Raw genomic sequence first — 24,014 nt, 5'->3', positions numbered from 1 at the left:
ATACCCCTTTACCGACGGTATTGGGGGGATAATTTCTTAAGACTTTTTAAAAAAAGGAGGGACTTGGTATGCTGTCTGCAAGAAAATTGGAAGCCGGCAGCGGCGCGCTCAAAAAAAGAAAGCTCGATGAAAAGCTTGTCAGCGGCATCCTGTTTGTGCTTCCGGCGCTGGCTTTGGTTTTGGTATTTTTAGTGCTACCAGTGATCATGTCGTTTCGGTACAGTCTGACCAACTGGAACGGAGTTTCTACAGAATATCAATTTATTGGATTTGAAAATTTTAAAAATGTAATCGCGTCCAGCGAGTTTAAGACCCTGTTTAAGAATACGTTTTATCTTATCATCCTGTATGTGCCGGTTTTAAATATTTTAGCGCTTTTATTTGCGGTAATTATTTATGACATCGGCAAGCTGGCCAATGTATATAAAGTCATTTTATTTCTGCCCAACATTATCTCCATGGTGGTGGTGGGATTTATCTGGAGGACCATTTATAATCCTGCTACAGGGCCATTGGCGTTTATTTTGGATAAGGTGGGGCTGGGCTTTTTGATCCAGGACTGGATCGGCCAGAAACAAACGGTAATGCCCGCTTTAAGCGTATCGATTATCTGGTTTGCTGTTGGATTTTATGTACTGATCTATTTAGGGGGGCTTTCCACTGTACCGGCAGAATTGTATGAGGCCGCGGATGTGGATGGAATAAGCTGGTGGCAAAGGCTGTTTAAGATTACCATTCCCCTGATCGCTCAGTCAATTACAATAAATATTATCGTTTCCACCATCGCAATTTTAACCCTTTTCGACCTGCCGTATGTACTTACCCAGGGAGGACCGGGTTACGCTTCCCAAACCATGGCGCTTATGTCCTATCAATATGCCTTTAAAGCCATGAGCCAGGGAAAAGCAATGGCGCTGGCGGTAATGCTGACAATAATAACAATCCTATTTTCCATTGTGGAACTGTTTTTCCTGCGCAGAAAGGAGGACTATTAAATGAAATCTTCCATTAAGCGGAGAAAACGAGCCAAGGTGATTCTCACCAACGGTATTATGATTTTAATCATGCTTTTTTACCTGCTTCCTTTCTGGTATGTAATCAACAACGCCTTTAAAGAGAAATCCTATATTTCCCTGCAGCCCTTTACCATCCGTCCGGAAATTTTTACCTTTGACAGTATTATTTCCGCGTTTGAGAAGATGAATTACACCACCACCTTTCTAAACAGTTTGATTGTGTTGGTATTGTCCTGTACCATCTTTGTAATTGTAGGGTCTATGACTGCGTATGGAATTTGTATCTCCGGCAATAAATGGCTGAACTATTTGTATGTATTTTTTGTTTCCCTGATCGCCCTGCCGTTTCAGGCGGCGATGGTGCCGCTGGTATCCCTGCTTAAAAATTTAGGGCTGTCAGACAGTTATTTGGGGCTGGCGCTGGTGTATTCAGCCATGTTTATGCCCTTTATCGTATTTTTGTATACCGGCTTTATGCGTTCATTGCCTATGGAAATTATGGAGAGCGCCCGGATTGACGGGTGTTCCTACTTCCAGGCGTATGTACATATTTATATGCCGCTGCTAAAAACTATTACCGGGATTGTACTGGTATTGCGGGGAGTTTATGTATGGAACGACCTGCAGGTGCCGCTGATTGTCATCAACGACCCGGCCAAACAAACGCTGCAGCAGAGGCTGTATGTGTTTGCGCAGTCCCGTATCGGAAATTTTGATCTGGTATTCGCTGGCGCGCTGATCGTCTGTCTGCCTATGGTAATTTTGTTTTTGCTGATGCAGAAATCTTTTATTAAGGGCGTTATGGCGGGAAGCATCAAGGGATAAGGAGGATTTTGTGATGAATGTGGTATCGGTGATGGCCCATCAAGATGATGAACTGGTATGTTTAGGAACCATGCTGAAAATGAAGGCCCGGGGGGATCAGCTTCATTTTATCTGTTTGACCCGGGGGGAGACGGGAATGGTTCATTGCCCGGAAATGTCGGTGGAAGAAGCGGCGGAGCACCGCCGGCGGGAAATGACCGCGTTAGTGGAAGCGGTAGGGGGCACCTATACCTGTCTGGGCTTTGAGGACGAGTTTTTATATGATACGAAAGAGGTGCGCATCGCCTTAATCGGCGCTCTTCGCAAAACCAAGGCGGAAGTCATTTTTACTCACAACGAGGTGGATTATAATCTGGATCATATGACGGTTAACCGCCTGGTTCGTCAGTGCGCTATGCAGATGACCTTCCCTATGATTAAAACCGAATATCCGCCGACCGACGTCTCCCCGGCCATCTTCCAGGTGGAGCCATCGGTGGGATTTGAGTTTGAGCCTACCCATTGGGTGGATATCAGCGACGTTATTGATGAAAAAATCCGCCTGGCTGCGTTTCATAAAAGCCAGGACGAAGCTTTTAAGGCGGGATTCGGGGAGGACTTTGGAATCGCAGCGTGGATGTGCCAGACATCCGCCCGCCGGGGGGAACAGTGCGGCGGCGCTCACGGAGAAGCGTTCCGGCCTATGAGGACCCGAGGATTTGTCAAAGGCTACAGCGTCCTGCCGTAAGAAAGAAGGTCCTTTTATGATCGTAGATTTACATACTCATTTAGTAAATTATAAAACGGATTTTACCGAGCCTTTTTACAGCGATCTTGCACGGTGCGGTATTTCCTCCAAGGAATGGGACTACACCCAACAGGAATATCTGGAGGGCACCGCGGCGGCGGATCGGGTGGTGGTGTTCGGCCTGCGGGGAAAAAAGACCGGCTGGCAGGCGGACAATGAAAATGTTGCCCGGTTTGTAAGGGAGCATCCGGAAAAATATCTTTTTTTCACCTCCATCGATCCTCTGGAGGAGGATTTTATGGAGAAGCTGCGCTATGATTATGAGCAGCTTCACTGCAAGGGGGTAAAATTAGGTCCGGTATATCAGGGACTCCATCCTTTGGATCCGAAATATTATGAAATTTACGCCTACTGTGAAAAGCATGGTCTGCCTATTTTAACCCATATGGCCACCACCTTTTCCAGCGGCGTGCCTCTGGAATGGGCCCGGCCGGTGTATATGGATACAGTGGCGTGCGACTTTCCCGGGCTGAAAATTGTCATGGCCCATCTGGGCCATCCCTGGGAAGGGGAATGTATCGCCGCTATCCGTCATCAGCCCAACCTGTATGCGGACTTGTCCGCTTTATACTACCGTCCGTGGCAGTTTTATAATTCCATGCGGCTTTTACAGGAATATGGGGCGGGAAATAAAGTTTTGTTTGGTTCGGATTTTCCCGCTACTACCACTGCCGGGTCCCTTGCGGGAGTGCGCGGCGTTAACCAGATTATTAAGGGCACCGGTCTGCCGGAGGTATCTATGGACATGGTGGAGGGGATTCTTAACAGAAATCCACTGGAAATACTAGAGATTGTATAATCGGAGGAAAGCTATGAAATCACTTGTACTGCATGAACCTGGCCGCCTTGTGATGGAAGAATGTCCCGTTCCGGTTCCGGGGCCGGGGGAACTGCTGATAAGAACAAAAGCCGCTACTATCTGCACTTCCGATCTCAATGATATAAAACACAACGCCTTTGATATCGCCCTGCCGATGATTATGGGACATGAAGGCGCCGGGGTGGTAGAGGCGTTAGGAGAAGGGGTAAAAAATTTTTCTGTTGGGGATCAAATTACCGCCCATCCGGTAATGCCCTGTGGAAAATGCACCTCCTGCCAGCGGGGACTTTCCCATCTGTGTGATGATATGACCCATCTGGGGATAAATAAAGGAGGCGTTTTCGCCGAATATTTTTGCATCCGGGCGGACCGGTCAAGAAAAGTCCCCCAGGGAATGTCCTTTGCCATGGCGAGTCTGATGGAACCGGTATGCGTATGTATCGAGGCTATCCAGCGGGCTCAGGTGAAAGAGGGCAGCAACGTATTGATCATCGGCGACGGGCCTTTTGGCATTATCATCGCGAAGCTGCTCCAAAGCTACCACCCCAGAAAAGTAATCCTTACAGGGCGGCATCCTTTCCGCATGGCCTTGGCTACAGGGGCGGTTACCATAAATGAACATAATACTCAGGATATTGTACATGAAATAATGAAAGCCTCCGATGGAGAAGGCATCGACAGCGCTATTTTATGCGTGGGCACCGCTTTGGCGGTGGACACAGCCATTGCCAGTCTGCGTTCCCGGGGGACGTTGTCTGTTTTTTCAGCGGTCCAGCCCAAACCGGCGATCGACCTGTTTAAAGTTCATGTAAAGGAACTGAATATCTGCGGTTCCTGCAACGATATGGATTGTCTGGACAAAGCGCTGGCGCTTTTGCAGGAAAAAGATCTTCGTATGGACCAGATTGTTACCCATCAGATTCCCTTTGCGCAGTGGGAAAAAGCTTTGACCCTCGCGGAACGGGGCAAAGATGAGGCGGTCAAGGTGTCTATGACATTTTCTGAGTAAAACAGGGAGGAAAGGCAATGAAAATTACTGATGTAGAGGGAATTGTTCTGCAGTCCCCTGAGAAATATCTGAATCCTTCCGCCAGTGAAGAGGCTTCCGGGGTAGCGTATTGTTTTCTTGTGAAGGTGACTACCGACGAAGGAATTGTTGGATGGTCGGATGTGGAGACGGCTCCTCATGTGGCCCAGTCTTTGATCAAAGCTCCTCTCACCGGCTGCGATATGATGGAAGGCATTCGGGAACTGGTGGTAGGGGAGGATCCCTTTGACGTGGAAAGGCTGTGGGATAAGCTGTATCGGGGCACAGCCTATTATGGCAGGCGGGGAGTAGCCATACAGGTGATGTCCGGATTTGATATCGCCTGCCATGACATTATGGGAAAAGCGATTGGACGTCCGGTATATAAGCTGTTGGGAGGCGCCCGGCGGGACAAGGTGCGGGCGTACGCTTCCACTTTATTCCGGCCCACCCCGGATGACATTAAGAGAGCTTGTGAGTTTTACCTATCCAAAGGATTTACCGCCATTAAATTCGGCTGGGGGGTGTTTGGTCAGAATCGGAAAAACGATATCGCTTTGGTCAAGGCCGCCCGGGAAACGGTAGGCGACACAGTGGAGCTGATGGTGGATGCGGGATGGAAGGTGGACCGCAGCGCCTATGACGCCATAGAGCTTTTGCGGGAGCTGGAACCGTATCGGATTTTCTGGCTGGAGGATTTTTTACATCCGGAAAACTATCAGGGCTACGCAAAAGTAAAAGAAGCAGGGGTCAAGACCCGGATTGCTGCCGGAGAGCAAGAGGCCTGCGGCTGGGGATTCCGCCAGCTGATCCAGAAGGGAAAGATCGATGTGGCGCAGCCGGATATTTCACGGTGCGGAGGCTTTACAGAAATACGAAAAATTCTTTGGGAAGCCCAGGTAGCCGGCATTGACGTATGTCCTCACGCCTGGCTGACCGATCTGCTTACCGCCGCCAGCCTTCATGTAAACGCGGTGCTGCCCAGAAGCCTGTTTTTGGAATACAATGTAAGTTCCAGTCCCATGCTGCGGGAAATTATCGAAAATCCTGTTCAGATGGACAAAAACGGCATGATGGAGGTTCCGCAAGGACCGGGACTTGGAATTATTATCAATGAAAAAGCGGTGGAAAAATACCGCATCAACTGAGAAGGAGGAGCAATATGGCCTTTTTTGATCTTCCTGTCGGAAAAGAAAAAGCCGCCTTATGGTTTTTAGGCCAATCAGGATTTTATTTTAAGTGCGCAAAGGCGACGGCGGTCATTGATCCCTATCTCAGCGACAGCGTGGGAGAAGCGACTCCGCCTTTTTCCAGGGCGTATCCAGTGCCGGTGGCTCCCCAGGAGATCCAGGCGGATATTTTTATAGTAACCCACGATCATCTGGATCATTTGGATCCTCAGACCATCCGCGCTTATGCTTATAAAGAGCAAACCCAGTTTGTGTCTCCCCGGCACAGCGCCGAAAAACTGGTAAGCCTTGGAGTGCCTCAGAAGAATGTCACAGTAGTGGATCATGGGGACCAGGCGGTGATAAACGGGGTAAAGATCCAGGGAATTTTCGCTTTAGGCACCGGGGCGGATGTGGTGGATACCACCGGATACAAACTTACTTTTGAAAACGGAAAAAGCGTGTATCATACGTCGGACACGGCGTTCTGTCAGTTGCTTTTGGATGCCGCCCCTTCGGCGGACGTGCTTTTGCCGGTGATTAACGGAAAGTTTGGAAATCTGGGGGCCGAACAGGCGGCCGCTCTTACAAAGCGGGTAAATCCCAAGTTTGTTATACCCCATCATTATGATGTGATGGCGTTAAACAGTGAAAATCCCCAGGCGTTTCGGTATTTCTGTGAGGAAACAGGATTTGGGGACCGATGTGTTATTTTAAAGCCTTTAGAAAAATTTGAGTGGTAGAAGGAGCGGTTTTTTATCATGAACGACAAGGAATTATTTGCCTGGATTAAAGAACATTTATATGTACCGGTAGTATGCGATATTCTGGACAGCCTGGGATACCGCAATCAGGCCATGCACCAGCGGCTGCGTCCTTTGGACGAAAACTGCTGCGTATTTGTGGGAAGGGCGCGCACCTTCCGTTGGCTGGAAACCGATTATATCGTAAAGGAAAATCCATACGGCAAAGAAATTGAGGCCATGGACAGCCTAAAGGAAAACGACGTGGCTATCCATTCTACAGACAGCGCCGGCACCAACGCTCCCTGGGGAGAATTGATGTCTACCGCCGCTAAAATGCGGGGAGCCGTGGGCTGCGTATGCGACAGCCAGATCAGGGATTGTATGCGCATTAAAGAACTGGGGTTCCCAGTGTTTTATACCGGTATCCGCCCCCTGGACAGCCAGGGCCGCGGTCTTGTGGTGGACTATGATGTTCCTGTGCGCTGCGGCGATGTGCTGGTAAATCCGGGGGATCTTGTATATGCGGATTTTGACGGCGTAGTGGTTGTGCCAAAAGAGGTGGAAGCCAAGGTGTTCGAACTGGCGAGAGAAAAAGCAAACAAGGAAAATATATCCCGCAAGGAGCTGCTGGAAGGCAAAACCTTAGCGGAAGTATACGCCAAATACGGCGCGTTATAACTGTGTATAAAAATCCCCTTCCGGCGATACCGCCGGAAGGGGATTTTCTATTAAGACTTGTCCTTTGGCTTGAAGATCAGAGCTCCCAGCAGGGAGAAAAAAACCGCCGCGCCAATGCCCGCCGCGGAAGCGGTAAAACCGCCGGTGAGCACACCCAACAGCCCGTCTTTGGCCACAGCTTCTTTTACTCCCTTGGCAAGCAGGCTGCCGAAACCGGTGAGGGGGACCGTGGCTCCCGCCCCGGCAAAATCAATAATCATGGGGTATATGCCAATCCCGCCCAGAATAACCCCCAGCACCACATAACAAACCAATATTCTCGCTGGAGTGAGGCTGGTATAATCAATAAATACCTGACCAATAGCGCATAGGGCGCCTCCCACCAAAAAGGCCTTTAATAAGGGTATGAAAATTTCCATTTATACGCGCCCTCCTTCTTTTTGGGAGGATAGATAGATTAAATGAGCGATACAGGCGATGCTTTCCCCCTGCTGGACCACGGTAGGAGAAAGCAAAGCGCCGGTAGCCACAAACAATACGTTGTTTAGCTTGCCTGATTTGATCAAAGGGATAAAATGTCCGCACATCACGGAGGCGCTGCAGCCGCAGCCGCTGGCGCCGGCGTGAACGTCCTGCTTGTCCATATCATATAAAATCAGTCCGCAGTCGGTATGGGCATGTTCAATATTATACCCGTCTTGGAGAAGCAGTTCCCGCAAAAGCCGGGTGCCCACTTTGCCCAGATCGCCGGTGATGATCAGATCGTAGTTGTCCCCATTGGTTTTGGTATCCTCAAAGAAATGCTTTATGGTCATCGCCGCTGCCGGAGCCATAGCGGCGCCCATATTGTTGGCGTCAGTAACGCCCAAATCCTCAATGGTTCCCACGGTGCACGCCCGGATAAACGGAGGACAGTCCCCCTTTTCCAATACCGCTGCGCCGGAGGCGGTTGCGGTCCATTGGGCGGTGGGAGTGCGCTGGCCGCCATATTCCAAAGGAAAACGATACTGGCGCTCCGCGGTACAGAAATGGGAAGAAGTCACCGCCACCCCCCGCTGGATAGCGCCCGCTTCCAAAAAGACGGAACAGACCATCAAGCTTTCCGCCATGGTGGAGCAAGCGCCGTACAGTCCCACAAAAGGCATTCCCAGATCCCGCAGACCATAGGTGGAACCTACGCATTGATTAAGCAGGTCCCCGGCAAACACACAGTCCACCTGAGAGGCGGAAAGCTGTCCTTTTTCCAAAGCTTTTGTGACGGTGTCCTGCTGCATGCGGCTTTCCGCTTTTTCCCAGGTGGCTTGCCCAAAATAGCTGTCCTCGTTGATCACGTCGAAAATATGTTTCAATGGTCCCTGGGCTTCTTTTTTAGAACCGATAGCCGCGGAACTTTTGATCATGGGAGGATCGTCAAAGACAATCGTGTATTTTCCTTTGCGCTGCGCCATAAGCTCCCCCTCCTTTTAATAAAGACGAAATAAATAAATAATCAGACCATACAGTATACTGGCGGAAATGCCGTATACAATAACAGGGCCGGCAATGATAAACATTTTTGCCCCCAGGCCCAAAATAAAACCTTCGCTTTTAAACTCCAGAGCCGGAGAAGCCATGGCGTTGGCAAAACCGGTAATAGGAACCAAGGTGCCTGCGCCGGCTACTTTGGCGATATTATCATATACGTTCAAACCGGTCAGCAGTACAGACAAGAACACCAGACTGACCGATACAGCGGTAGAGGCGGTGTCTTTTTCCAATCCGGCGTTTTGATACAGAATCATCAGCCCCTGACCCAAGGCGCAGACCAGGCCGCCGATTAAAAATGCCATAGGGATATTTTTATAGGATTTAGAGTTAGGAGACGCCTTTTGACTCATTTTATTATATTCTTCCGGAGTAAAAGCCAAAAAAATCACTCATTTCACAGTAAATTTCATAATGCAGTAACTATTTTCTACATTTACACATAAATTATTCAGTTGAATTTGACGAGTTTTTTTGATAGAATTATCCGTGGCAGGACAGTAGCAATTTACATTATAAAAGCAATAGGGGGGTATTCTGCATGCCAACAACCGTAGTCGTCGGCGTACAATGGGGGGACGAAGGAAAGGGAAAGATTATTGATATCCTGGCGTCCCGCGCAGATGTGGTTATCCGTTCCCAGGGGGGAAACAATGCGGGGCATACCGTGGAAAATGATGGCGAAGTGTACAAGCTTCAGTTGATCCCGTCGGGTATTTTGTATCCCAAGACAGAATGTTATATCGGCTGCGGCGTGGTGGTGGATCCAAAGGATATCCTCAGGGAAATTGACGGCTTACAGGCCAGGGGTGTGAGCTGCGATCATCTGCATATCGATCCCCGCGCCCATCTGGTGATGCCGTGGCATATCCAGTTGGACGGATTGAGTGAAAAACTTCGGGGCAGCGGGGATATCGGCACCACCCACCGGGGGATCGGCCCTACCTATATGGATAAGGCGGAAAGAAGCGGGCTTCGAATGTATGATTTGATCCATCCGGAAATTTTCACAGAAAAGGCCAAGCTGGCAGGAGAGATGAAAAACCGCCTGCTGAAAGAATATTATGGGCAAGAGCCGTTAGAAATAGATGGAATTATCCAGGAGTATCTGGCCTATGGCCAGCGGCTGAAACCTTATGTGGAAGACGTATCGGTTCTTGCTTTTGAGGCGATCAAAGCCGGAAAAAAGGTGCTGTTTGAAGGAGCCCAGGGAACTCTTCTGGACATCGACGTGGGCACTTATCCCTATGTAACCAGCTCTCATCCGGTTTCCGGCGGCGTATGTACCGGCTGCGGGGTGGGACCGACCATGATTGACGAGGTAATCGGCGTGGCTAAATCCTATACTACCCGGGTGGGAAAAGGTCCGTTCCCCACAGAGCTTTTTGATCAGGTAGGGGATACTATTCGTAATCGGGGGCATGAGTTCGGCACTGTTACCGGGCGTCCCAGAAGAACCGGTTGGTTTGATTCTGTGATTATGCGCCATTCGGTGCGCTGTAATGGGCTGACAGGGCTCGCGATCAATAAGATTGATACGTTGAGCGATATGGGGGATTTGAAGATCTGCGTGGCGTATAAGAAAAAAGACGGCACGGTTATCAAAGATTTCCCCGCCTGCCTGGAGGAACTTGCCCAATGCGAGCCGGTGTATGAAACGGTTGCCGGTTTTTCGGGGGATCTGAGTCAATGCAAGAGCTATGACGAGCTTCCCAAGTCGTGCAAGCAGTATATTGAGAAACTGGAAGAAGTGTGCGGCTGTCCAATTAAAATGGTCGGTGTTGGCCCGTCCAGGGAACAAAACTTGGAAAGAGAATAATAAATTATAAAACAGGCGGCCGTCTCGAAGAGACGGCCGCCTGTTTCTCGTATTATCAGAGAAGGGTCAGGTTAGGGTTTACGGGGAGAAAGTTTGCGTTCCAGATAACTTTTCAGTATGGTCTCCACCATATTGGAAAGGGTACGGTTTTCTTTTTCCGCACAGGACTTAAGCTGTTCCACCATACGCTCTTCCAGCCGGAAACTATAAACCTTTTTTTCGACGCCCATGTTCCAAACACCCACTTCGGTATTAATTTCTATTTAAATTTTATAATACGTCGTAATACATTACAAAGTTTATATTGTATTACAAAGTATTATATAGTATTATTATAGGTAATTGTTTTATACAAACATAGGAAAGGGTGTAAGCAGTGCTTAGCTACAAAGAACAATACTATACATTATTCAATGAGATTAGCAAAGAGATAGAACAATTTCGACGGGCACAGCAGGCAACCGAGCGAATGTACATTCATGGGCAGGGAGACGGGGAAGAGATGTATAAACAGATGTACCTTACTTTGGAAAGACTGGTTCATCAGGAAGGGGAGCGCCTTTACCGGCTTCCAAAGCTGGCGGATGCCTATACTTTAAAAAAGGTGCTGCTGAGAGCAAGAGGGAAATAACTGGGATCCGCACTGGTAAAGTGTGGATCCTTTTCATTTAAAAGTTAATTTTTCAAGTAAAAATATTTTGGCTTGTTGTGCCCGGGGAAAAAGTGAGTTATAATAAAAATATCAGCAAAACAAGGTTTTGCCCCCGGACGGTGTCCGGGGAAGGTTTCGCATTTAGGCGAAACCATGAGGAGCTGTTTGCAGTCGACGCCCTAAAACCCGAAGGGTTTTTCCGCCTGCGGCGGCGGCAAATTTTCGATTTGCCGGGCGGGACTATAAAAAACCTCGACAAAACAAGGTTTTGCCCCCGGACGGTGTCCGGGGAAGGTTTCGCATTTGGGCGAAACCATGAGGAGCTGTTTGCAGTCGACGCCCTAAAACCCGAAGGGTTTTTCCGCCTGCGGCGGCGGCAAATTTTCGATTTGCCGGGCGGGACTATAAAAAACCTCGGCAAAACAGGGTTTTGCCCCCGGACGGTGTCCGGGGAAGGTTTCGCATTTGGGCGAAACCATGAGGAGCTGTTTGCAGTCGACGCCCTAAAACCCGGAGGGTTTTTCCGCCTGCGGCGGCGGAAAATCTTCGATTTGCCGGGCGGGACTATAAAAATAAGGTTGTCTTGTGTGTTCTACAGGCGTAAAAATTGACCTTTCAAGGAGGCGAATAGATGGATATTTTTTTTACGGAAGTTCTTCCTGCCTTTCGTGCCCCCAGCGCGGACACAAAACTGGTGATCTTTTTTGAGAAGGACATCCACAAAAGCCATTTGGCAGTAACAAAGCACATGAAGGACTGTGCTGAGTATGCCCGCCAGCATAAGGTATATCTAGTGACGCCTCTGATAGAGTTTCAAGGGTATCTCTGTTTGTGCCTGCTTGGACCGAATGGGTCACTGCTGGGAAGCCAGCTTGCTTTACATCTGCCCTTGTCCATGGTGGGACGCCTGCATGCAGACGATATGGTAGAGGTCTACCATACCGATTTGGGAAATTTGGCTTTGTGTGTTGACAGCGATATTTATCATCCCCAAGTATCCCGGACAGCCGCCTTAAAAGGGGCGGATGTGGTGATATCCATTCAGTCTATCGATCCGGTGGATGAAGTCCCGGAACGGCTGATGTGCTCCGTATGGAACTGTGCTCAGTCCAACAATGTATATGTGATCAACCTTACAACAAACAGCTGTACCGTTGCCTGTCCGGTCGCCCTGACCAGGGGGAAGGATGGATATATTCTTCGCCGCGGCATCCAATCCTCTATTCGGTTCGGATTAAACCTGGACAAGCTGGATGAAGTGCGGGATCAACTGCAGATTATGGAGAATATCAATACGCGGCTAGTGACCAACTATAGTGAGGAATTGGGAAGGTAGGGAGACGTGATGTGGAATTTATTTTTAGGCTTCCTGTCTTTTGTTATGTCCGTCAAAGTGACCCCGATTAAAATCATAAAGATTGTGGACAGTTTTGGCTCCCGAGAAAAAAACAACTTGGAATTTGTCAGCCCGGAGTTGATCCGGTGCAGTGTGATGCAAAAACAGATGGATTCCTGCCGCAGCTTGAAGGAACTCATTGGGGAATGGACACAGTTCGCCCAAAACTCCGCCCAGGCCGGCGCCCAGGTAGTAGTGTTTCCAGAATACATAGGTCTTACCTGCTTAGGCTTGGTCCCTTTTTGCAAAAAAGTACTTTCCCATATTATAGAGCAGGGTTCTATGCAAAATCTGAAAGAGCTAAAGTTCGATGAAATTAAGCTAAAACAGGCGGTGGAAGCATTCCATAATTTTATTTATGAAGTGTATATGTATGCGTTCAGCGCCATTGCAAAAAATCAAAAGATTTATATTGTGGCAGGCTCCAGCTTGTTTTATGAAAAAGGAAGTCTATATAACCGGTGTGTAGTGTTTGGTCCAGACGGGCAGCCGGTCGGCTCCCAGGATAAAACCGCGAGCATCGGCTTAGACAAGCTTTTGGGCGTGGCTGCCTCTGATGTAATCGAAGTGATCCCCACCCCTTTTGGTGGATTGGGCGTAGTGTTGGGAAGCGACGCATATTATTTTGAATGTTTTAAAATCGCCAAGGCCCGGGGAGCGAAAATTATCGCCGCGCCTGGTATTGGTGAGATTGGGGCGCTAGGGGATATTCTTCGGTGCCGGGCCAATGAAAACGGCCAATATGTTCTGTTCTCTCCCTTGAACTTTACAGACAACGAACAAGCGGGGATATTCGCCCCTCTTGAAATTACGCCAGAAAAGGATGGAATCGTGGCCAGGGAAAAGGAACAGGGAACGCAGATGCTCACAGCACGGCTCAACCTGCCCAAACTGGAAAAGAACTTTGATATTTACTACAATGATCCCAACAAAGAGTTTTTGCAGGGGGATTATTTGCACAGCTATTGCTACAGTGGGAAACTCCCGCTCTTTGACCAGGAAAAGCACAGACAGCAAATGGAAGAGATATCATCCTGAAAGAAAAAGGCCGGCAAAAGAAACCTCTTTTGCCGGCTGATATTTTAACACAAAAAAAACGAGCCCAACGGCCCGTCACACAAGGTATAAGGAGATAAAATAAAGGAGGGGGATTAACTTCAGAACACTTAAGTCCTTGCAAGTCATTATACCATGCCCCCATTTCTATTTGGTGAACAAATTATGAACAGCCACAAGATATTGTGGCTGTCGGTTTACTTTCCCCGGTTTTTCCGCAAGTCACGGAAAAATTCCGACAAAATACGGGAACATTCCGTCTCCATCACCCCGGCTATAATCTCTGGCTTATGATTAAAGGGAAGCTGGCAGAAATCGCATACAGACCCTAAACAACCTGCTTTCGGATCTCGGGCTCCGTAGATCACCCGCCGGATACGGGCGTTTATAATCGCTCCGCAGCACATGGGACAGGGCTCCAGGGTGACATACAAATCGCATTTATGCAAGCGCCATCCGCCCAGACTGCGGCAGGCGGCGTCGATTGCCTCCAGCTCCGCATGGGCCAGAGCATGTTTGCCCGTCTCCCGGCGGTTGTAGCCGACGCCGACCACCTGCCCTTCCCACACTGCCACCGCCCCCACCGGGACTTCTCCCATATCAGCGGCTTTTTGTGCCTGCAAAAGCGCCAGAGACATGTAATATTCGTCGTCAAACCCCATTATTTTCCTCCTAGAACTTGGTAAAATTTAAATAGATCAGCCAGCCAAACAGAAGCATCAGCATAATCATCGGAACATTAACAAGGTAACGGCGGTACAGCTCCTTTTCGCTTAGAGGACAGCCGATCCGATACAAAGTCATATCCAGCCGCCTTACTTTTGTAAGATAGAAAATGCCGGCGCCTCCCAGGCACAGGTAGAAAAGATACAGCGCCCCCTGAGCCGCCAGATAAGGTCCCTGGGAAAGGTGATAGGTGGCGATGGTAAACAGGATAATGAGAAAATTGTTGGTAAAATGAATAAACATAGAAGTCCAGATAGAATTTGTTTTTACCATAAAGTACCCCAACAAAATTCCCAGCAGAAAAGCGTTGGGAAACTGGGTCATATTCCGGTGAAGGAGGCCGAACAGCAAGGCGGAAACCACAATGGCAAATCGGTCGCCGAACTGACGCAGGGACCCCAGCACAATCCCCCGGTAAGCGGCCTCTTCAATTACAGCCGGCACCAGGGTAGAGTTGAGTATATACAGCACGGCGGCAGAAGGTTCCGGCGGGAGATAAAAAGGCACCTCCATCGGGAAAAGTCCGAAAAGGGAAAAGAAAACCGCCGCCACCATCGCGGTGAGCATACCCACTACGGAGGCCCCCAACGTAACGCCGGTACAGGAGAGCAGAATTTTCACTTTAGGCGGGTCATGGGGTATTTGCATAAAGGGATACTTTATAACCGCAGCATACACCAGATACGGCAGGAAAAAAACGATGACATACAGCGCGGTATTGCACATTTCATATACGGTATTCACTGGAAGCAGCTGGAAAGTAAAGAGATCCAAAAGAAAATAAGCTATTTGAAATCCAAACAGCTGAAAGAGATAAAGAATAAGCAGGCTGACAATAATCGTAAGCGCCAACCCGTTGCTGCGCCCTTTTAAAACAAGTGCGCATTTGTGCCGCTCAAGAAAATCATTTGAATAAGGCGGCAAAGCGCCGCCGCGGAAAGACGGGGGATACTCCGGCGGAGTGGAATCAGAATGTTCCGGCTGCCGGTCATTATAGTAGTCGTTCATAGAGGGAACTTCTCCTGTTAATATAAGATAATAAAAGTATACCACAAATGATGAAAAAAAGAAGGGCTGTTTGTATGAAAACCTTGATACAAATGGGAATATATTGTACTTGTGGAAAATAAATGTTAAAATTAGGACGCAAATTTCCAAGGGAAAGGGTGTAAGAATAGGAAACTTTCCGGTGGATATACTTTGATTAGCGGACAGCGAAAAATTTTCATAACGGAAGGTAGGGAGCCATGAGAATAAAAAAACAAAAGCCAATGGAACGGGGGGCCGGGATACTGCTGCCGGTGAGCAGTTTGCCCTCCCCTTATGGAATAGGCGCCTTTGGGCAGGCTGCCTATGAGTTTGTGGATTTTTTGAAATCCGCGGGCCAAAAATATTGGCAGGTGCTTCCTTTGGGACCTACCAGCTATGGGGACAGTCCCTATCAAAGTTTTTCCGCATTTGCGGGAAATCCCTATTTTATTGATTTGGACTTATTGCGGCAGCAGGGCCTGCTTACCCAGGAAGAGATAGAGGAGCCCTTTTGGGGCAGGGATGAGGGACAGGTAGATTACCAATCCCTTTATAAAGCCCGTTTTAAAGTATTAATGACCGCCTTTTCCCGCAGCAGGCATCAGCAGACAAAAGAGTTTAAGCAGTTTTATGAAGAAAATAAGTTTTGGTTGGAACAGTATAGCCTTTATATGGCGGTAAAAACCTATTTTGGAGGCAAGGAATGGCTGCTGTGGCCGCAGGATATCCGCCTGCGCCAGCCGAAAGCATTAAAGGGATACCAGTTGAAGCTGCAAAAGGAAGCCCAGTTCTGGCAATACTGCCAGTTTGAATTTTTCCGCCAATGGGATCGGCTGAAGGCATACGCCAACGAAAATGGAATTGAAATTATCGGAGATATCCCCATCTATGTGGCATTGGACAGCGCTGATGTATGGGAGCATGGGGAACTGTTTCAGCTTGATAAGGAAAAACAGCCTACCCGTGTAGCGGGGGTGCCGCCGGACTTGTTTTCCCGCACCGGACAATTGTGGGGAAATCCGCTGTATGACTGGGATCGGATGAAAAAGGAGGACTTTTGGTGGTGGAAACAACGAATGTCCTTTTCCTGCCGGTTATACGACGTCATTCGTATTGACCATTTTGTGGGGATTGCCCATTACTACTCCATTCCCGCTGGGGACCCTACGGCCGAGCATGGAGTGTGGATTACCGGACCGGGGGAAGAATTAATTGCCGCTATCAGCCAGGTGATGGGCAAAAAGCGGGTGATCGCCGAGGATTTGGGGATTGTGATTCCCCAGGTGCGCAAAATCCAGAAAAAAAGTGGCTATCCTGGAATGAAAGTACTGGAGTTTGCTTTTGACGGGGACAGTTCCAACGAAAATCTCCCCTGCCATTATGAAAAAAACTGCGTAGTATATGGAGGAACTCATGATAATGAAACCCTTGCGGGATTTTTCCCCCGCCAAAAGCGAAAGGTACAGCAGTTTGCCCGGCAGTATCTGGGAGTTAACCAAAACAGCCAGCTTCCGGCAGCGGTTATTCGGGCGGGGTATGCCAGCGCGGCCAACACCGCTATTTTCCAGATGCAGGATTTTTTAGAGCTGGATAACACCGCCCGGATGAACACCCCTTCCACTTTGGGAGGAAACTGGCGCTGGCGGCTGTTAAAAGAACAGCTGACCCCTGAACTGGCCCAAAAGATAAAACAGTTAACGATACTTTACGCGAGATAAATGGGAGGCAACAAAGCGATGAAATTTGAAAAAGAAATCAGTTCGTTTTTAGAACTGGAGTATGGGAAAACTCCCCAGGACGCCACACCGACACAGCTATATAACGCCGTGTCCAAAGCGGCTATGCGTTTTTTGGCTCCCAGCTGGCACAAGCAGCCGGGGAAAAAACGGGCCTGTTATTTTTCCGCGGAATTTTTAGTGGGGCGGCTGGTATACAGCAACCTGATGAATTTAAGGCTGCTGGAAAAATGCGAGGACTATCTTAAACAGCACGGCATAGACCCGGCGGTGTTTGAACAGATTGAGGACGACGCTCTGGGAAACGGCGGGCTGGGACGGCTGGCCGCCTGCTTTTTGGATTCCGCCGCCACTCATAACCTGCCTTTGGACGGGTATGGCATCCGCTACCGTTACGGGCTATTCAAGCAGTATTTTAAGGACGGTTTTCAAAAGGAAACCGCCGACGACTGGCTTCGTTTTGGAGATCCCTGGAGCGTTTGCCGTCCCCAGGAAAAAGTGATGGTGGAGTTTGGCGACCAGAAGGTCTGGGCGGTTCCGTATGATATGCCGGTGATCGGTTTTGGAGGAAAAACAATCAACACCCTGCGGCTGTGGGAGGCTCAGGGTGTGAATGAATTTGATTTTGATCTGTTTAATAAACAGCAGTACGAGCTGGCGGTGAAAGAGCGGGATGAGGCGGAATGGATTTCCGCGGTGCTTTATCCCAACGACGATACCCCCCAAGGCAAACGCCTGCGGCTAAAACAGCAGTATTTTTTCTCCAGCGCCTCCCTGCAGAGCATTCTGCGGGAATATGTAGCCCGCCATGGGGAAGACTTTTCTTTTTTCTCCCAGGAATACGCTATTCAGCTTAACGATACCCATCCCACAGTGTCTATCCCGGAACTGCTGCGCATTTTGATGGGAGAATACCACCTTCCCTTTGACCAGGCGTTTACCATTGTAAAGGATACTTTCGCTTACACCAATCATACCATTATGGCGGAGGCGCTGGAAAAATGGGATGTGAACCTGTTCGTATCCGTCTTGCCATCCGTATACCCTTACGTGGTGATGATCGATGACAGCCTGAAACGGGAACTGCGCTCCTGCGGAATTTTAGGCGGCGATCAGGAAAAGTATAAAATTGTCTGCACAAATATGGTGCATATGGCCCGTATGGCTATCTATGCCACTCATTCCACCAACGGGGTGGCGCGTATCCATACAGAAATTTTAAAAGACCGGGTACTGCATGAATGGTTTTCGCTGTATCCCGACCGGTTTAACAATAAGACCAACGGGATTACCCAACGCCGTTGGCTGGCTTTATGCAACCGTCCGTTGGCTGATTTTATCACACAAAAGATTGGAGACGGGTGGATTACCGATCTGGACCAGCTGGAAAGGCTGCGCCCGCTGGCGGATGACAGCACGGTTCTCGCTCAGTTTATGGAGATAAAAGCGGAAAAGAAAAAAGAACTCTGCGCCTATATTAAAGAGCAGGAAGGGGTACAGCTATGCGCGGACTTTATTTTTGACGTGCAGATCAAACGCCTGCATGAATATAAGCGCCAGCTGTTAAACGCCTTTTGTATTTTGGATATTTATTTTGGTCTGAAGGACGGGCGGGTAAAGGACTTTTATCCCACAGTATTTCTTTTCGGAGCCAAAGCGGCTCCAGGCTATTACCGGGCAAAAGGAATTATTAAGTTTATCAATGAAATTGCCCGGCTGATTAACGGGGATCCAAAGATGAAAGGAAAGATGCAGGTTCTGTTTGTCCAGAATTATAACGTTTCCTATGCCCAGAAACTTATTCCGGCAGCGGATATTTCCGAGCAGATTTCCACCGCGGGCACCGAAGCTTCCGGTACCAGCAATATGAAATTTATGTTAAACGGCGCGGTCACCCTAGGAACTTTGGATGGGGCGAACATTGAAATTGTGGAGCGGGCCGGCGAGGAAAACAACTATATTTTCGGCGCTACGGTACAGGAGATTGAGGAGGCGCGGGACAGCTATCATCCCAAAAAACTGTATGAGGAAAATCCCCGGATCAAGCGGGTGGTGGACACTCTGATTGACGGCACATTCAGCGACGGTAAAACCGGAATGTTCAAAGAGCTGTATGATTCCCTTTTGGAAGGGGCCGACTGGCACAAAGCGGATCAGTATTATCTGCTGCTGGACTTTATCCCCTACTGTGAGCAAAGACTGAAAGTAAATAGGGATTATGCCGACCGGCTTTCTTTTACCCGCAAGTGTTTTTTAAACACCGCCAATGCAGGGAAGTTTTCCAGCGACCGCACTATTATGGAATATGCCAATGAAATATGGGATATCGGATAAAAAGAAAAAGGCCGGTGAACACATTCACCGGCCTTTTGATGTTTTTTGCTGGCACCCCCAGTAGGAATCGAACCTACAACTAGCCCTTAGGAGGGGCTTGTTATATCCATTTAACTATGGGGGCAAAAAGAACAAGTATTATTTTACAGCCCCAAGGATTTTTTGTCAACAACCGGCGGTCCCTATTGGATCAGACCGGATAAAAAAGATGTGAAAATAAGATAAACACCCTTTTAAAATCATAGGAAAAGTGGTATATTATAATTTATATATTAAATGGTGTAAAGGATACTGTGCCTGAGAAAAGGGCTTGGGAGAACAGCGGGCGCGATGGACGCCTGGCTGGGCAGTAGTCCTGGGAAAGCGAGTGATTGTTATAATTCGGGAAAAATCCTGCGGTGCGCTAGTGTACCGCAAAAAACAGGATAAGTATGAGCTTTTACTTATAAAACACAGGTACGGCGGCCATTGGTCCTTCCCGAAAGGCCATGTGGAGCAGGGAGAAAATGAACTTCAAACCGCGCTGCGGGAGATTAAAGAAGAAACCGGTCTGGATGTGAATTTAAGGGAAGGGTTTCGTCAGAGTGTGGAATATTACCCAAAACCCCATGTAAAAAAACAGGTGGTATATTTTTTAGGATACCCAGAGAATGATACAGTAAAAAAACAGGAGGAAGAAATTAGTGAATACCGCTGGTGCCCGCTGGAACAGGCGGACAGCATGGTAACGTTTAAAAACGACAAAAACCTTATCAGCCAAGCAAAAAAATTCTTAATCGAGAAAGAGTAGGGGAAACCATTGGATACTCCAAAACCTATGCATAAACATTTGTTTTCGCTGCCGGCCAGAATGATTTCTGTCAGCTTTTTTGTGGTGATTCTCACAGGGACGCTGCTTTTAATGCTGCCGATTTCCAATAAGGACGGTGTAGTCACGTCCTTTGTGGACGCGCTATATACGGCGACCTCCGCCACCTGCGTGACCGGTTTGATTGTTTACGATACCTATGCCCATTGGACTATATTTGGCCAGTGTGTCATCTTGGCCTTAATTCAAATCGGCGGGCTGGGGCTGGTGACGCTGACTTCATTTTTTAATATTGTAATCGGCAAAAAAATGGGGCTGCGCAGTATGCATCTGGCGCAGGAATCCGTCAGCTCCCTGGGACAGACGGATATTGCCAAACTGATTAAAACGGTGATTATGACGGCGCTGATCGTTGAGCTTGCCGGTGCGGCGCTTTTGGCGACCAGCTTTATTCCAAAATATGGGGCGGAAGGAATTTTTATCTCCATCTTTTTATCTGTTTCCGCTTTTTGCAATGCTGGATTTGATATTTTAGGCAGGGAAGGGGAGTTTTGCTCCCTGATGAATTATAATGGCAATCCTGTGGTGATGTATACTATTATGCTGCTGATTATCATCGGAGGAATCGGCTTTATTGTTATCCATGACGTACTGGAATATCGTAAAACGAAAAAATTGACCCTTCATACCCGTGTGGTATTGATTGTAACAGGGATTTTGATTGTCGCCGGGACATTGGTGTTTGCTCTGAGCGAGTGGAACAACCCGAGTACCATTGGTTCTCTGCCGGGGATCGGACAAAAATTTACCGCATCTCTGTTTCAGTCGGTGAGCTGCCGTACGGCAGGATTTAACTCGATTGATCTGGCGGCGATGCATGACGATACCAAGGTGTTCTCTTCCATTCTGATGTTTTTTGGCGCCGCGCCGGGTTCTACGGGAGGCGGTATAAAAATCACTACTTTGGCGGTGATTTTTATGACGGTGGTATGCGTTGCCAAGGGATATGAGGACACGATCATTATGCACCGCAAGGTGGATAAAAACGCAGTATACAAATCCTTGGCGGTATTGGTGCTGGCAATGCTGGTAGTAACCGCTACCACCGCCGGGATTATCATTACCATGTCTCAAGAGTACAATGTAAGCGGCGTGGACGCTTTCTTTGAAGCGGTGTCTGGTTTTGCGACGGTGGGCCTTTCTGTGGGAATTTCTCAAACGGCCCCGGTGATCTGCCGGTTTCTGCTGATCTTTTCTATGTTTGTGGGACGCGTAGGGCCGGTGGCGTTTGTGCTTTCCATGGCCATGAGACCTCCGGGAAGCAGGAAAGAAATTATTCCGGAAGGCAAAATTATGATAGGATAAAAATTGCCGTCCGTTTTTAATTATCATAAAACGGACGGCAATTTTTTGTTTTGTCAGTGGATCATGTAATCTACGCTGTCCAAAATGTTGCCCATAGTCTTAATCGCTTTGGAAGCGTTCTTTTTTAACTTTTTGCTGGTAGAGGAATGTCCTCTTTTATGGCTGAGCATATATGCGGCGGTGCCCGCCGCCATCGCTACAGCGATTCCGGTAACTGCGGTGCCTGTGGCTTTGTTCATGTGCGTTGCCTCCGTTTTTATAAATCTATCAGAATTTTTGTCTTAAAATTAGTTTCTCCGTTTCAGGGGAAAATATCGAATGGAATTTTTTAAAATTTTTTAAACAAAGGACGGAATTTTTATGGGAAACATACCTCCGAGAGTCGCCGCCATCCATGGGCTTCCAGGGTTTGGAAGAAGCTCCTTGAGCGTGGTGATCCCCACCCTTTCTGCTATGGGCGTACAGGTATGCCCAGTGCCTACGGCGGTGCTCTCCACCCATACCGGCGGGCTGGGAGAGGTGGAGTTTCGGGACTTAACGGATTATATCCGTCCCTGCATAGAACATTTCAAACGGCTGGAATTGGATTTTGAAAGCATCTATTCCGGCTTTTTGTCCAACTCTGCCCAAGTGACCTATTGCAAGGAATTTTTCGCCGCTTATCCCAAAGCGCTGGCGGTGGTGGATCCGGTAATGGGGGATCACGGCAAAGCATATCGAACCTGTACCCCCGAGCTGATGGCGCGCATGAGTGAGTTGGTAAAGGTTGCGGATATTATTACGCCCAATCCCACAGAAGCATTTATTTTATTGGGGGAACCGTTTTCCCATGAGCCGTTTACCCGGCAAAAGCTGAAAAGCATGTTGGCGCGTCTGTCTGAATTGGGACCGAGGTATGTAGTGATCACTGGGGCGGCGCTGGTTTCCGGAGAAATGGCCAATGTAGGGTATGACCGGGAAGAAAACGCCTTCTGGTGTGTGCGGTATGATTATGTTCCGGCCGCCTATCCAGGCACAGGAGATATTTTTGCCAGTGTGATGACGGGGGCGATGATTACAGGGGACAGCTTTCCTATTGCCATGGACCGGGCTACCCGGTTTATCGAGCTGGCGATTAAAACCACATTCAGCTATGGTACGGACACCCGCTATGGAGTGATGCTGGAAAAATGTCTGGAGTGGCTCACCCATCGAGAGGTGCTGAAAAATTACGAGCTGCTTTAAGAAGTTTTCCCATTTATGGATGACTGCAAGGCTGTCATTTTCCAAGACCTTGGATAACGATGACCGCCGGCTTCTGGACGGCTGTGAAAATCTGATATATCAAAAAAAGCGGCAACGGGAAGTCCCGTTGCCGTTTAATTTTTGTCCATAGATTTGTCCGCCCTGCCGGCGGACAGCTTTATGTATATTCCTAGACAGGGCCGCCGCTTTTACGCCAGCCCGCAGTCGTTATAGTCTTTCCATTTTTCCCGGTAAGCCTTGGCGCTGGCATATTGATATATAGCACACCCTGCCGCCGAAAGCAGCAGCATAATCGCGATAAGCAGCGGAAGGATCACTGAGAGCATGTCCCCGGCGGGAACCTTTTTTTCTTCCATATACAAGGCCACCTTTCATTTGGGAAAGTAACACAATAACACCGCCATCAAAGATGGCAGTGTTACGAATATCAAAACAAGAATACCAGATTATTTCGCGAGAGCATTGAGTTTTAACGCCAGCGCAGATTTTTTATGAGCCGCCGCGTTTTTATGCATGATCCCTCTCGCAGCAGCCTGATCGATTTTCTTCACAGCCACGCGAACCGCCGCCTGAGCATTTTCAACGGAACCTTCTTCCAAAGTCGCATTGGCTTTTTTAATGACAGTTTTCAGGTTGGAATTGATGGATTTATTCTGGAGAGTCTTTTTCTGAGCGATCAAAACTCTTTTTTTCGCAGATTTAATGTTCGGCATAACTTACACCTCCTCAAACAAACTTCCGTTGTCCGTAAGCCGCGTTGAAGCCTGACATGAGGGGTCAGAGGCAGATTACGGCCACTAGTAGACAGTACAAGTTATAATACCATCTTTTTCAGAAAATTGCAAGGGGAAAAGCAAAATTTTTTTATTTTAGCAGGGAAAGAACCGCTGCTCTCAAATTGGCGGCATATCAGCTCAGGTGACCTCCTCAACAAAGCAACCCATATAAAACAGACAACCGGCGGCATATTGCCGCCGGTTGTCTGTTTTACATCCATTTGCCAAAGAAAAATCCAAGAAAGGCGGATACGAAGGCTGTAATTACCGCACCGATAATCGCTTCATATCGTTTCAGGGGGGTCTGCTGCAATAGGCTTACCCCTTCTTTGAGTTCCGCCAATGTAGACATCATGCTGGAAAGCTTTTCGTCCACTGCGGCTTGGGCGACCGCGGCGGCGTTGGTCTTTTTAAAAAGGCTGTCAATATCCTTTTCCATTCGATCCAGGCGATACTTCATATCTTCAATATCCATAACCG

The 24,014-nt window shown here is 48.4% G+C and carries 27 protein-coding genes and 1 tRNA gene; 17 read left to right on the top strand and 11 right to left on the bottom strand.

Annotated features, from left to right (window positions below):
* Positions 1-68: 68 nt before the first annotated feature.
* Genes H8705_RS07145 through H8705_RS07110 form a run of 8 tightly spaced genes read left to right on the top strand, consistent with a single transcriptional unit; the run spans position 69 to position 7,068 of the window.
* Positions 69-995: a carbohydrate ABC transporter permease gene (locus tag H8705_RS07145; protein ID WP_262395146.1), complete on the top strand. Its 927-nt coding sequence runs from the start codon at positions 69-71 to the stop codon at positions 993-995.
* Entirely contained in the window at positions 996-1,841 is an 846-nt protein-coding gene (locus H8705_RS07140; RefSeq protein ID WP_262395145.1) for a carbohydrate ABC transporter permease, read from the top strand.
* Between the two features lie 13 nt (positions 1,842-1,854).
* Positions 1,855-2,568, top strand: coding sequence for a PIG-L deacetylase family protein (locus H8705_RS07135; RefSeq protein WP_262395144.1), 714 nt, complete (start codon positions 1,855-1,857; stop codon positions 2,566-2,568).
* 16 nt (positions 2,569-2,584) lie between these two features.
* Positions 2,585-3,427 (top strand): amidohydrolase family protein, encoded by an 843-nt coding sequence (locus tag H8705_RS07130; protein ID WP_262395143.1) that lies wholly within the window; start codon positions 2,585-2,587, stop codon positions 3,425-3,427.
* Positions 3,428-3,440: 13 nt separating this feature from the next.
* On the top strand, positions 3,441-4,457 hold the full coding sequence (locus tag H8705_RS07125) for a zinc-dependent alcohol dehydrogenase (RefSeq protein WP_262395142.1): 1,017 nt from the start codon (positions 3,441-3,443) through the stop codon (positions 4,455-4,457).
* 17 nt (positions 4,458-4,474) lie between these two features.
* A complete protein-coding gene (locus H8705_RS07120) occupies positions 4,475-5,623 on the top strand; it encodes a mandelate racemase/muconate lactonizing enzyme family protein (protein WP_262395141.1) in 1,149 nt (382 codons plus the stop codon).
* 14 nt (positions 5,624-5,637) lie between these two features.
* Positions 5,638-6,387, top strand: a complete 750-nt coding sequence (locus H8705_RS07115; protein WP_262395140.1) for an MBL fold metallo-hydrolase — start codon at positions 5,638-5,640, stop codon at positions 6,385-6,387.
* Positions 6,388-6,405: 18 nt separating this feature from the next.
* Entirely contained in the window at positions 6,406-7,068 is a 663-nt protein-coding gene (locus H8705_RS07110) for an RraA family protein (protein ID WP_262395139.1), read from the top strand.
* A 50-nt stretch (positions 7,069-7,118) separates the two neighbouring features.
* Here the strand turns inward: H8705_RS07110 and spoVAE are convergent, their stop codons facing one another.
* The 3 genes from spoVAE to spoVAC are packed head-to-tail and all read right to left on the bottom strand — an operon-like array spanning position 7,119 to position 8,975.
* Positions 7,119-7,487: a stage V sporulation protein AE gene (gene spoVAE, locus H8705_RS07105; RefSeq protein WP_262395138.1), complete on the bottom strand. Its 369-nt coding sequence runs from the start codon at positions 7,485-7,487 to the stop codon at positions 7,119-7,121.
* Positions 7,488-8,516 carry a stage V sporulation protein AD gene (gene spoVAD / locus H8705_RS07100; RefSeq protein WP_262395137.1) on the bottom strand — a complete coding sequence of 343 codons (1,029 nt, stop codon included), beginning with the start codon at positions 8,514-8,516 and terminating at the stop codon, positions 7,488-7,490.
* A 15-nt stretch (positions 8,517-8,531) separates the two neighbouring features.
* Entirely contained in the window at positions 8,532-8,975 is a 444-nt protein-coding gene (gene spoVAC / locus H8705_RS07095) for a stage V sporulation protein AC (protein ID WP_262395136.1), read from the bottom strand.
* Between the two features lie 158 nt (positions 8,976-9,133).
* Here spoVAC and H8705_RS07090 point away from each other — a divergent pair, with 158 nt between their 5' ends.
* Positions 9,134-10,411, top strand: a complete 1,278-nt coding sequence (locus H8705_RS07090) for an adenylosuccinate synthase (RefSeq protein WP_262395135.1) — start codon at positions 9,134-9,136, stop codon at positions 10,409-10,411.
* A 71-nt stretch (positions 10,412-10,482) separates the two neighbouring features.
* Here the strand turns inward: H8705_RS07090 and H8705_RS07085 are convergent, their stop codons facing one another.
* The gene (locus H8705_RS07085) at positions 10,483-10,641 is read right to left on the bottom strand and encodes a DUF6364 family protein (RefSeq protein WP_262395134.1); all 159 of its coding nucleotides are present in this window, start codon (positions 10,639-10,641) and stop codon (positions 10,483-10,485) included.
* A 146-nt stretch (positions 10,642-10,787) separates the two neighbouring features.
* Between H8705_RS07085 and H8705_RS07080 the strand changes: the two genes are divergently transcribed.
* The 3 genes from H8705_RS07080 (at position 10,788) to H8705_RS07070 (ending at position 13,497) form a co-directional block, all read left to right on the top strand.
* Positions 10,788-11,042, top strand: coding sequence for a hypothetical protein (locus H8705_RS07080; protein ID WP_262395133.1), 255 nt, complete (start codon positions 10,788-10,790; stop codon positions 11,040-11,042).
* A 652-nt stretch (positions 11,043-11,694) separates the two neighbouring features.
* On the top strand, positions 11,695-12,399 hold the full coding sequence (locus tag H8705_RS07075; RefSeq protein ID WP_262395132.1) for a nitrilase-related carbon-nitrogen hydrolase: 705 nt from the start codon (positions 11,695-11,697) through the stop codon (positions 12,397-12,399).
* A 9-nt stretch (positions 12,400-12,408) separates the two neighbouring features.
* A complete protein-coding gene (locus tag H8705_RS07070; protein ID WP_262395131.1) occupies positions 12,409-13,497 on the top strand; it encodes a nitrilase-related carbon-nitrogen hydrolase in 1,089 nt (362 codons plus the stop codon).
* A gap of 215 nt (positions 13,498-13,712) precedes the next feature.
* Here H8705_RS07070 and tadA read toward each other — a convergent pair whose 3' ends face one another.
* Both tadA and H8705_RS07060 read right to left on the bottom strand, forming a co-directional pair.
* Positions 13,713-14,177 carry a tRNA adenosine(34) deaminase TadA gene (tadA, locus tag H8705_RS07065; protein ID WP_262395130.1) on the bottom strand — a complete coding sequence of 155 codons (465 nt, stop codon included), beginning with the start codon at positions 14,175-14,177 and terminating at the stop codon, positions 13,713-13,715.
* 10 nt (positions 14,178-14,187) lie between these two features.
* Positions 14,188-15,249: a CPBP family intramembrane glutamic endopeptidase gene (locus tag H8705_RS07060; protein ID WP_262395129.1), complete on the bottom strand. Its 1,062-nt coding sequence runs from the start codon at positions 15,247-15,249 to the stop codon at positions 14,188-14,190.
* Between the two features lie 239 nt (positions 15,250-15,488).
* Between H8705_RS07060 and malQ the strand changes: the two genes are divergently transcribed.
* Both malQ and H8705_RS07050 read left to right on the top strand, forming a co-directional pair.
* On the top strand, positions 15,489-16,988 hold the full coding sequence (gene malQ, locus H8705_RS07055; protein ID WP_262395128.1) for a 4-alpha-glucanotransferase: 1,500 nt from the start codon (positions 15,489-15,491) through the stop codon (positions 16,986-16,988).
* A gap of 18 nt (positions 16,989-17,006) precedes the next feature.
* Positions 17,007-19,340 carry a glycogen/starch/alpha-glucan phosphorylase gene (locus tag H8705_RS07050; RefSeq protein WP_262395127.1) on the top strand — a complete coding sequence of 778 codons (2,334 nt, stop codon included), beginning with the start codon at positions 17,007-17,009 and terminating at the stop codon, positions 19,338-19,340.
* A gap of 49 nt (positions 19,341-19,389) precedes the next feature.
* Here H8705_RS07050 and H8705_RS07045 read toward each other — a convergent pair.
* Positions 19,390-19,464: transfer RNA gene (locus tag H8705_RS07045), tRNA-Arg, on the bottom strand.
* A gap of 243 nt (positions 19,465-19,707) precedes the next feature.
* Between H8705_RS07045 and H8705_RS07040 the strand changes: the two genes are divergently transcribed.
* Together H8705_RS07040 and H8705_RS07035 are read left to right on the top strand one after the other, a co-directional pair.
* Positions 19,708-20,130: a bis(5'-nucleosyl)-tetraphosphatase gene (locus H8705_RS07040; RefSeq protein ID WP_316248645.1), complete on the top strand. Its 423-nt coding sequence runs from the start codon at positions 19,708-19,710 to the stop codon at positions 20,128-20,130.
* Positions 20,131-20,139: 9 nt separating this feature from the next.
* A complete protein-coding gene (locus tag H8705_RS07035) occupies positions 20,140-21,513 on the top strand; it encodes a TrkH family potassium uptake protein (protein ID WP_262395126.1) in 1,374 nt (457 codons plus the stop codon).
* 53 nt (positions 21,514-21,566) lie between these two features.
* Here H8705_RS07035 and H8705_RS07030 read toward each other — a convergent pair whose 3' ends face one another.
* The gene (locus H8705_RS07030; RefSeq protein ID WP_262395125.1) at positions 21,567-21,752 is read right to left on the bottom strand and encodes a hypothetical protein; all 186 of its coding nucleotides are present in this window, start codon (positions 21,750-21,752) and stop codon (positions 21,567-21,569) included.
* A 121-nt stretch (positions 21,753-21,873) separates the two neighbouring features.
* Between H8705_RS07030 and H8705_RS07025 the strand changes: the two genes are divergently transcribed.
* Positions 21,874-22,737, top strand: coding sequence for a pyridoxamine kinase (locus tag H8705_RS07025; protein WP_262395124.1), 864 nt, complete (start codon positions 21,874-21,876; stop codon positions 22,735-22,737).
* A 209-nt stretch (positions 22,738-22,946) separates the two neighbouring features.
* Here the strand turns inward: H8705_RS07025 and H8705_RS07020 are convergent, their stop codons facing one another.
* From H8705_RS07020 to H8705_RS07010, 3 genes are all read right to left on the bottom strand, one after another.
* On the bottom strand, positions 22,947-23,114 hold the full coding sequence (locus tag H8705_RS07020; protein ID WP_262395123.1) for a hypothetical protein: 168 nt from the start codon (positions 23,112-23,114) through the stop codon (positions 22,947-22,949).
* Positions 23,115-23,204: 90 nt separating this feature from the next.
* Positions 23,205-23,471, bottom strand: coding sequence for a 30S ribosomal protein S20 (gene rpsT / locus H8705_RS07015; RefSeq protein WP_262395122.1), 267 nt, complete (start codon positions 23,469-23,471; stop codon positions 23,205-23,207).
* Positions 23,472-23,745: 274 nt separating this feature from the next.
* Entirely contained in the window at positions 23,746-24,009 is a 264-nt protein-coding gene (locus H8705_RS07010) for a hemolysin XhlA family protein (RefSeq protein ID WP_262395121.1), read from the bottom strand.
* Positions 24,010-24,014: the final 5 nt, after the last annotated feature.

It is taken from the genome of Youxingia wuxianensis (assembly GCF_014385085.1).
GTDB classification, from domain to species: domain Bacteria; phylum Bacillota; class Clostridia; order Oscillospirales; family Ruminococcaceae; genus Youxingia; species Youxingia wuxianensis.
This window is presented reverse-complemented; position numbering and strand designations above follow the sequence as displayed.

Coding starts and splice junctions, on each gene's coding strand:
- H8705_RS07070 (WP_262395131.1), top strand. CDS start 12,409: ATGTGGAATTTATTTTTAGGCTTCCTGTCTTTTGTTATGTCCGTCAAA.
- H8705_RS07115 (WP_262395140.1), top strand. CDS start 5,638: ATGGCCTTTTTTGATCTTCCTGTCGGAAAAGAAAAAGCCGCCTTATGG.
- H8705_RS07145 (WP_262395146.1), top strand. CDS start 69: ATGCTGTCTGCAAGAAAATTGGAAGCCGGCAGCGGCGCGCTCAAAAAA.
- H8705_RS07030 (WP_262395125.1), bottom strand. CDS start 21,752: ATGAACAAAGCCACAGGCACCGCAGTTACCGGAATCGCTGTAGCGATG.
- H8705_RS07060 (WP_262395129.1), bottom strand. CDS start 15,249: ATGAACGACTACTATAATGACCGGCAGCCGGAACATTCTGATTCCACT.
- H8705_RS07025 (WP_262395124.1), top strand. CDS start 21,874: ATGGGAAACATACCTCCGAGAGTCGCCGCCATCCATGGGCTTCCAGGG.
- H8705_RS07050 (WP_262395127.1), top strand. CDS start 17,007: ATGAAATTTGAAAAAGAAATCAGTTCGTTTTTAGAACTGGAGTATGGG.
- H8705_RS07020 (WP_262395123.1), bottom strand. CDS start 23,114: ATGGAAGAAAAAAAGGTTCCCGCCGGGGACATGCTCTCAGTGATCCTT.
- malQ (WP_262395128.1), top strand. CDS start 15,489: ATGAGAATAAAAAAACAAAAGCCAATGGAACGGGGGGCCGGGATACTG.
- spoVAD (WP_262395137.1), bottom strand. CDS start 8,516: ATGGCGCAGCGCAAAGGAAAATACACGATTGTCTTTGACGATCCTCCC.
- H8705_RS07010 (WP_262395121.1), bottom strand. CDS start 24,009: ATGGATATTGAAGATATGAAGTATCGCCTGGATCGAATGGAAAAGGAT.
- H8705_RS07130 (WP_262395143.1), top strand. CDS start 2,585: ATGATCGTAGATTTACATACTCATTTAGTAAATTATAAAACGGATTTT.
- H8705_RS07120 (WP_262395141.1), top strand. CDS start 4,475: ATGAAAATTACTGATGTAGAGGGAATTGTTCTGCAGTCCCCTGAGAAA.
- H8705_RS07085 (WP_262395134.1), bottom strand. CDS start 10,641: ATGGGCGTCGAAAAAAAGGTTTATAGTTTCCGGCTGGAAGAGCGTATG.
- H8705_RS07090 (WP_262395135.1), top strand. CDS start 9,134: ATGCCAACAACCGTAGTCGTCGGCGTACAATGGGGGGACGAAGGAAAG.
- H8705_RS07110 (WP_262395139.1), top strand. CDS start 6,406: ATGAACGACAAGGAATTATTTGCCTGGATTAAAGAACATTTATATGTA.
- spoVAE (WP_262395138.1), bottom strand. CDS start 7,487: ATGGAAATTTTCATACCCTTATTAAAGGCCTTTTTGGTGGGAGGCGCC.
- H8705_RS07140 (WP_262395145.1), top strand. CDS start 996: ATGAAATCTTCCATTAAGCGGAGAAAACGAGCCAAGGTGATTCTCACC.
- H8705_RS07125 (WP_262395142.1), top strand. CDS start 3,441: ATGAAATCACTTGTACTGCATGAACCTGGCCGCCTTGTGATGGAAGAA.
- H8705_RS07075 (WP_262395132.1), top strand. CDS start 11,695: ATGGATATTTTTTTTACGGAAGTTCTTCCTGCCTTTCGTGCCCCCAGC.
- tadA (WP_262395130.1), bottom strand. CDS start 14,177: ATGGGGTTTGACGACGAATATTACATGTCTCTGGCGCTTTTGCAGGCA.
- rpsT (WP_262395122.1), bottom strand. CDS start 23,471: ATGCCGAACATTAAATCTGCGAAAAAAAGAGTTTTGATCGCTCAGAAA.
- H8705_RS07135 (WP_262395144.1), top strand. CDS start 1,855: ATGAATGTGGTATCGGTGATGGCCCATCAAGATGATGAACTGGTATGT.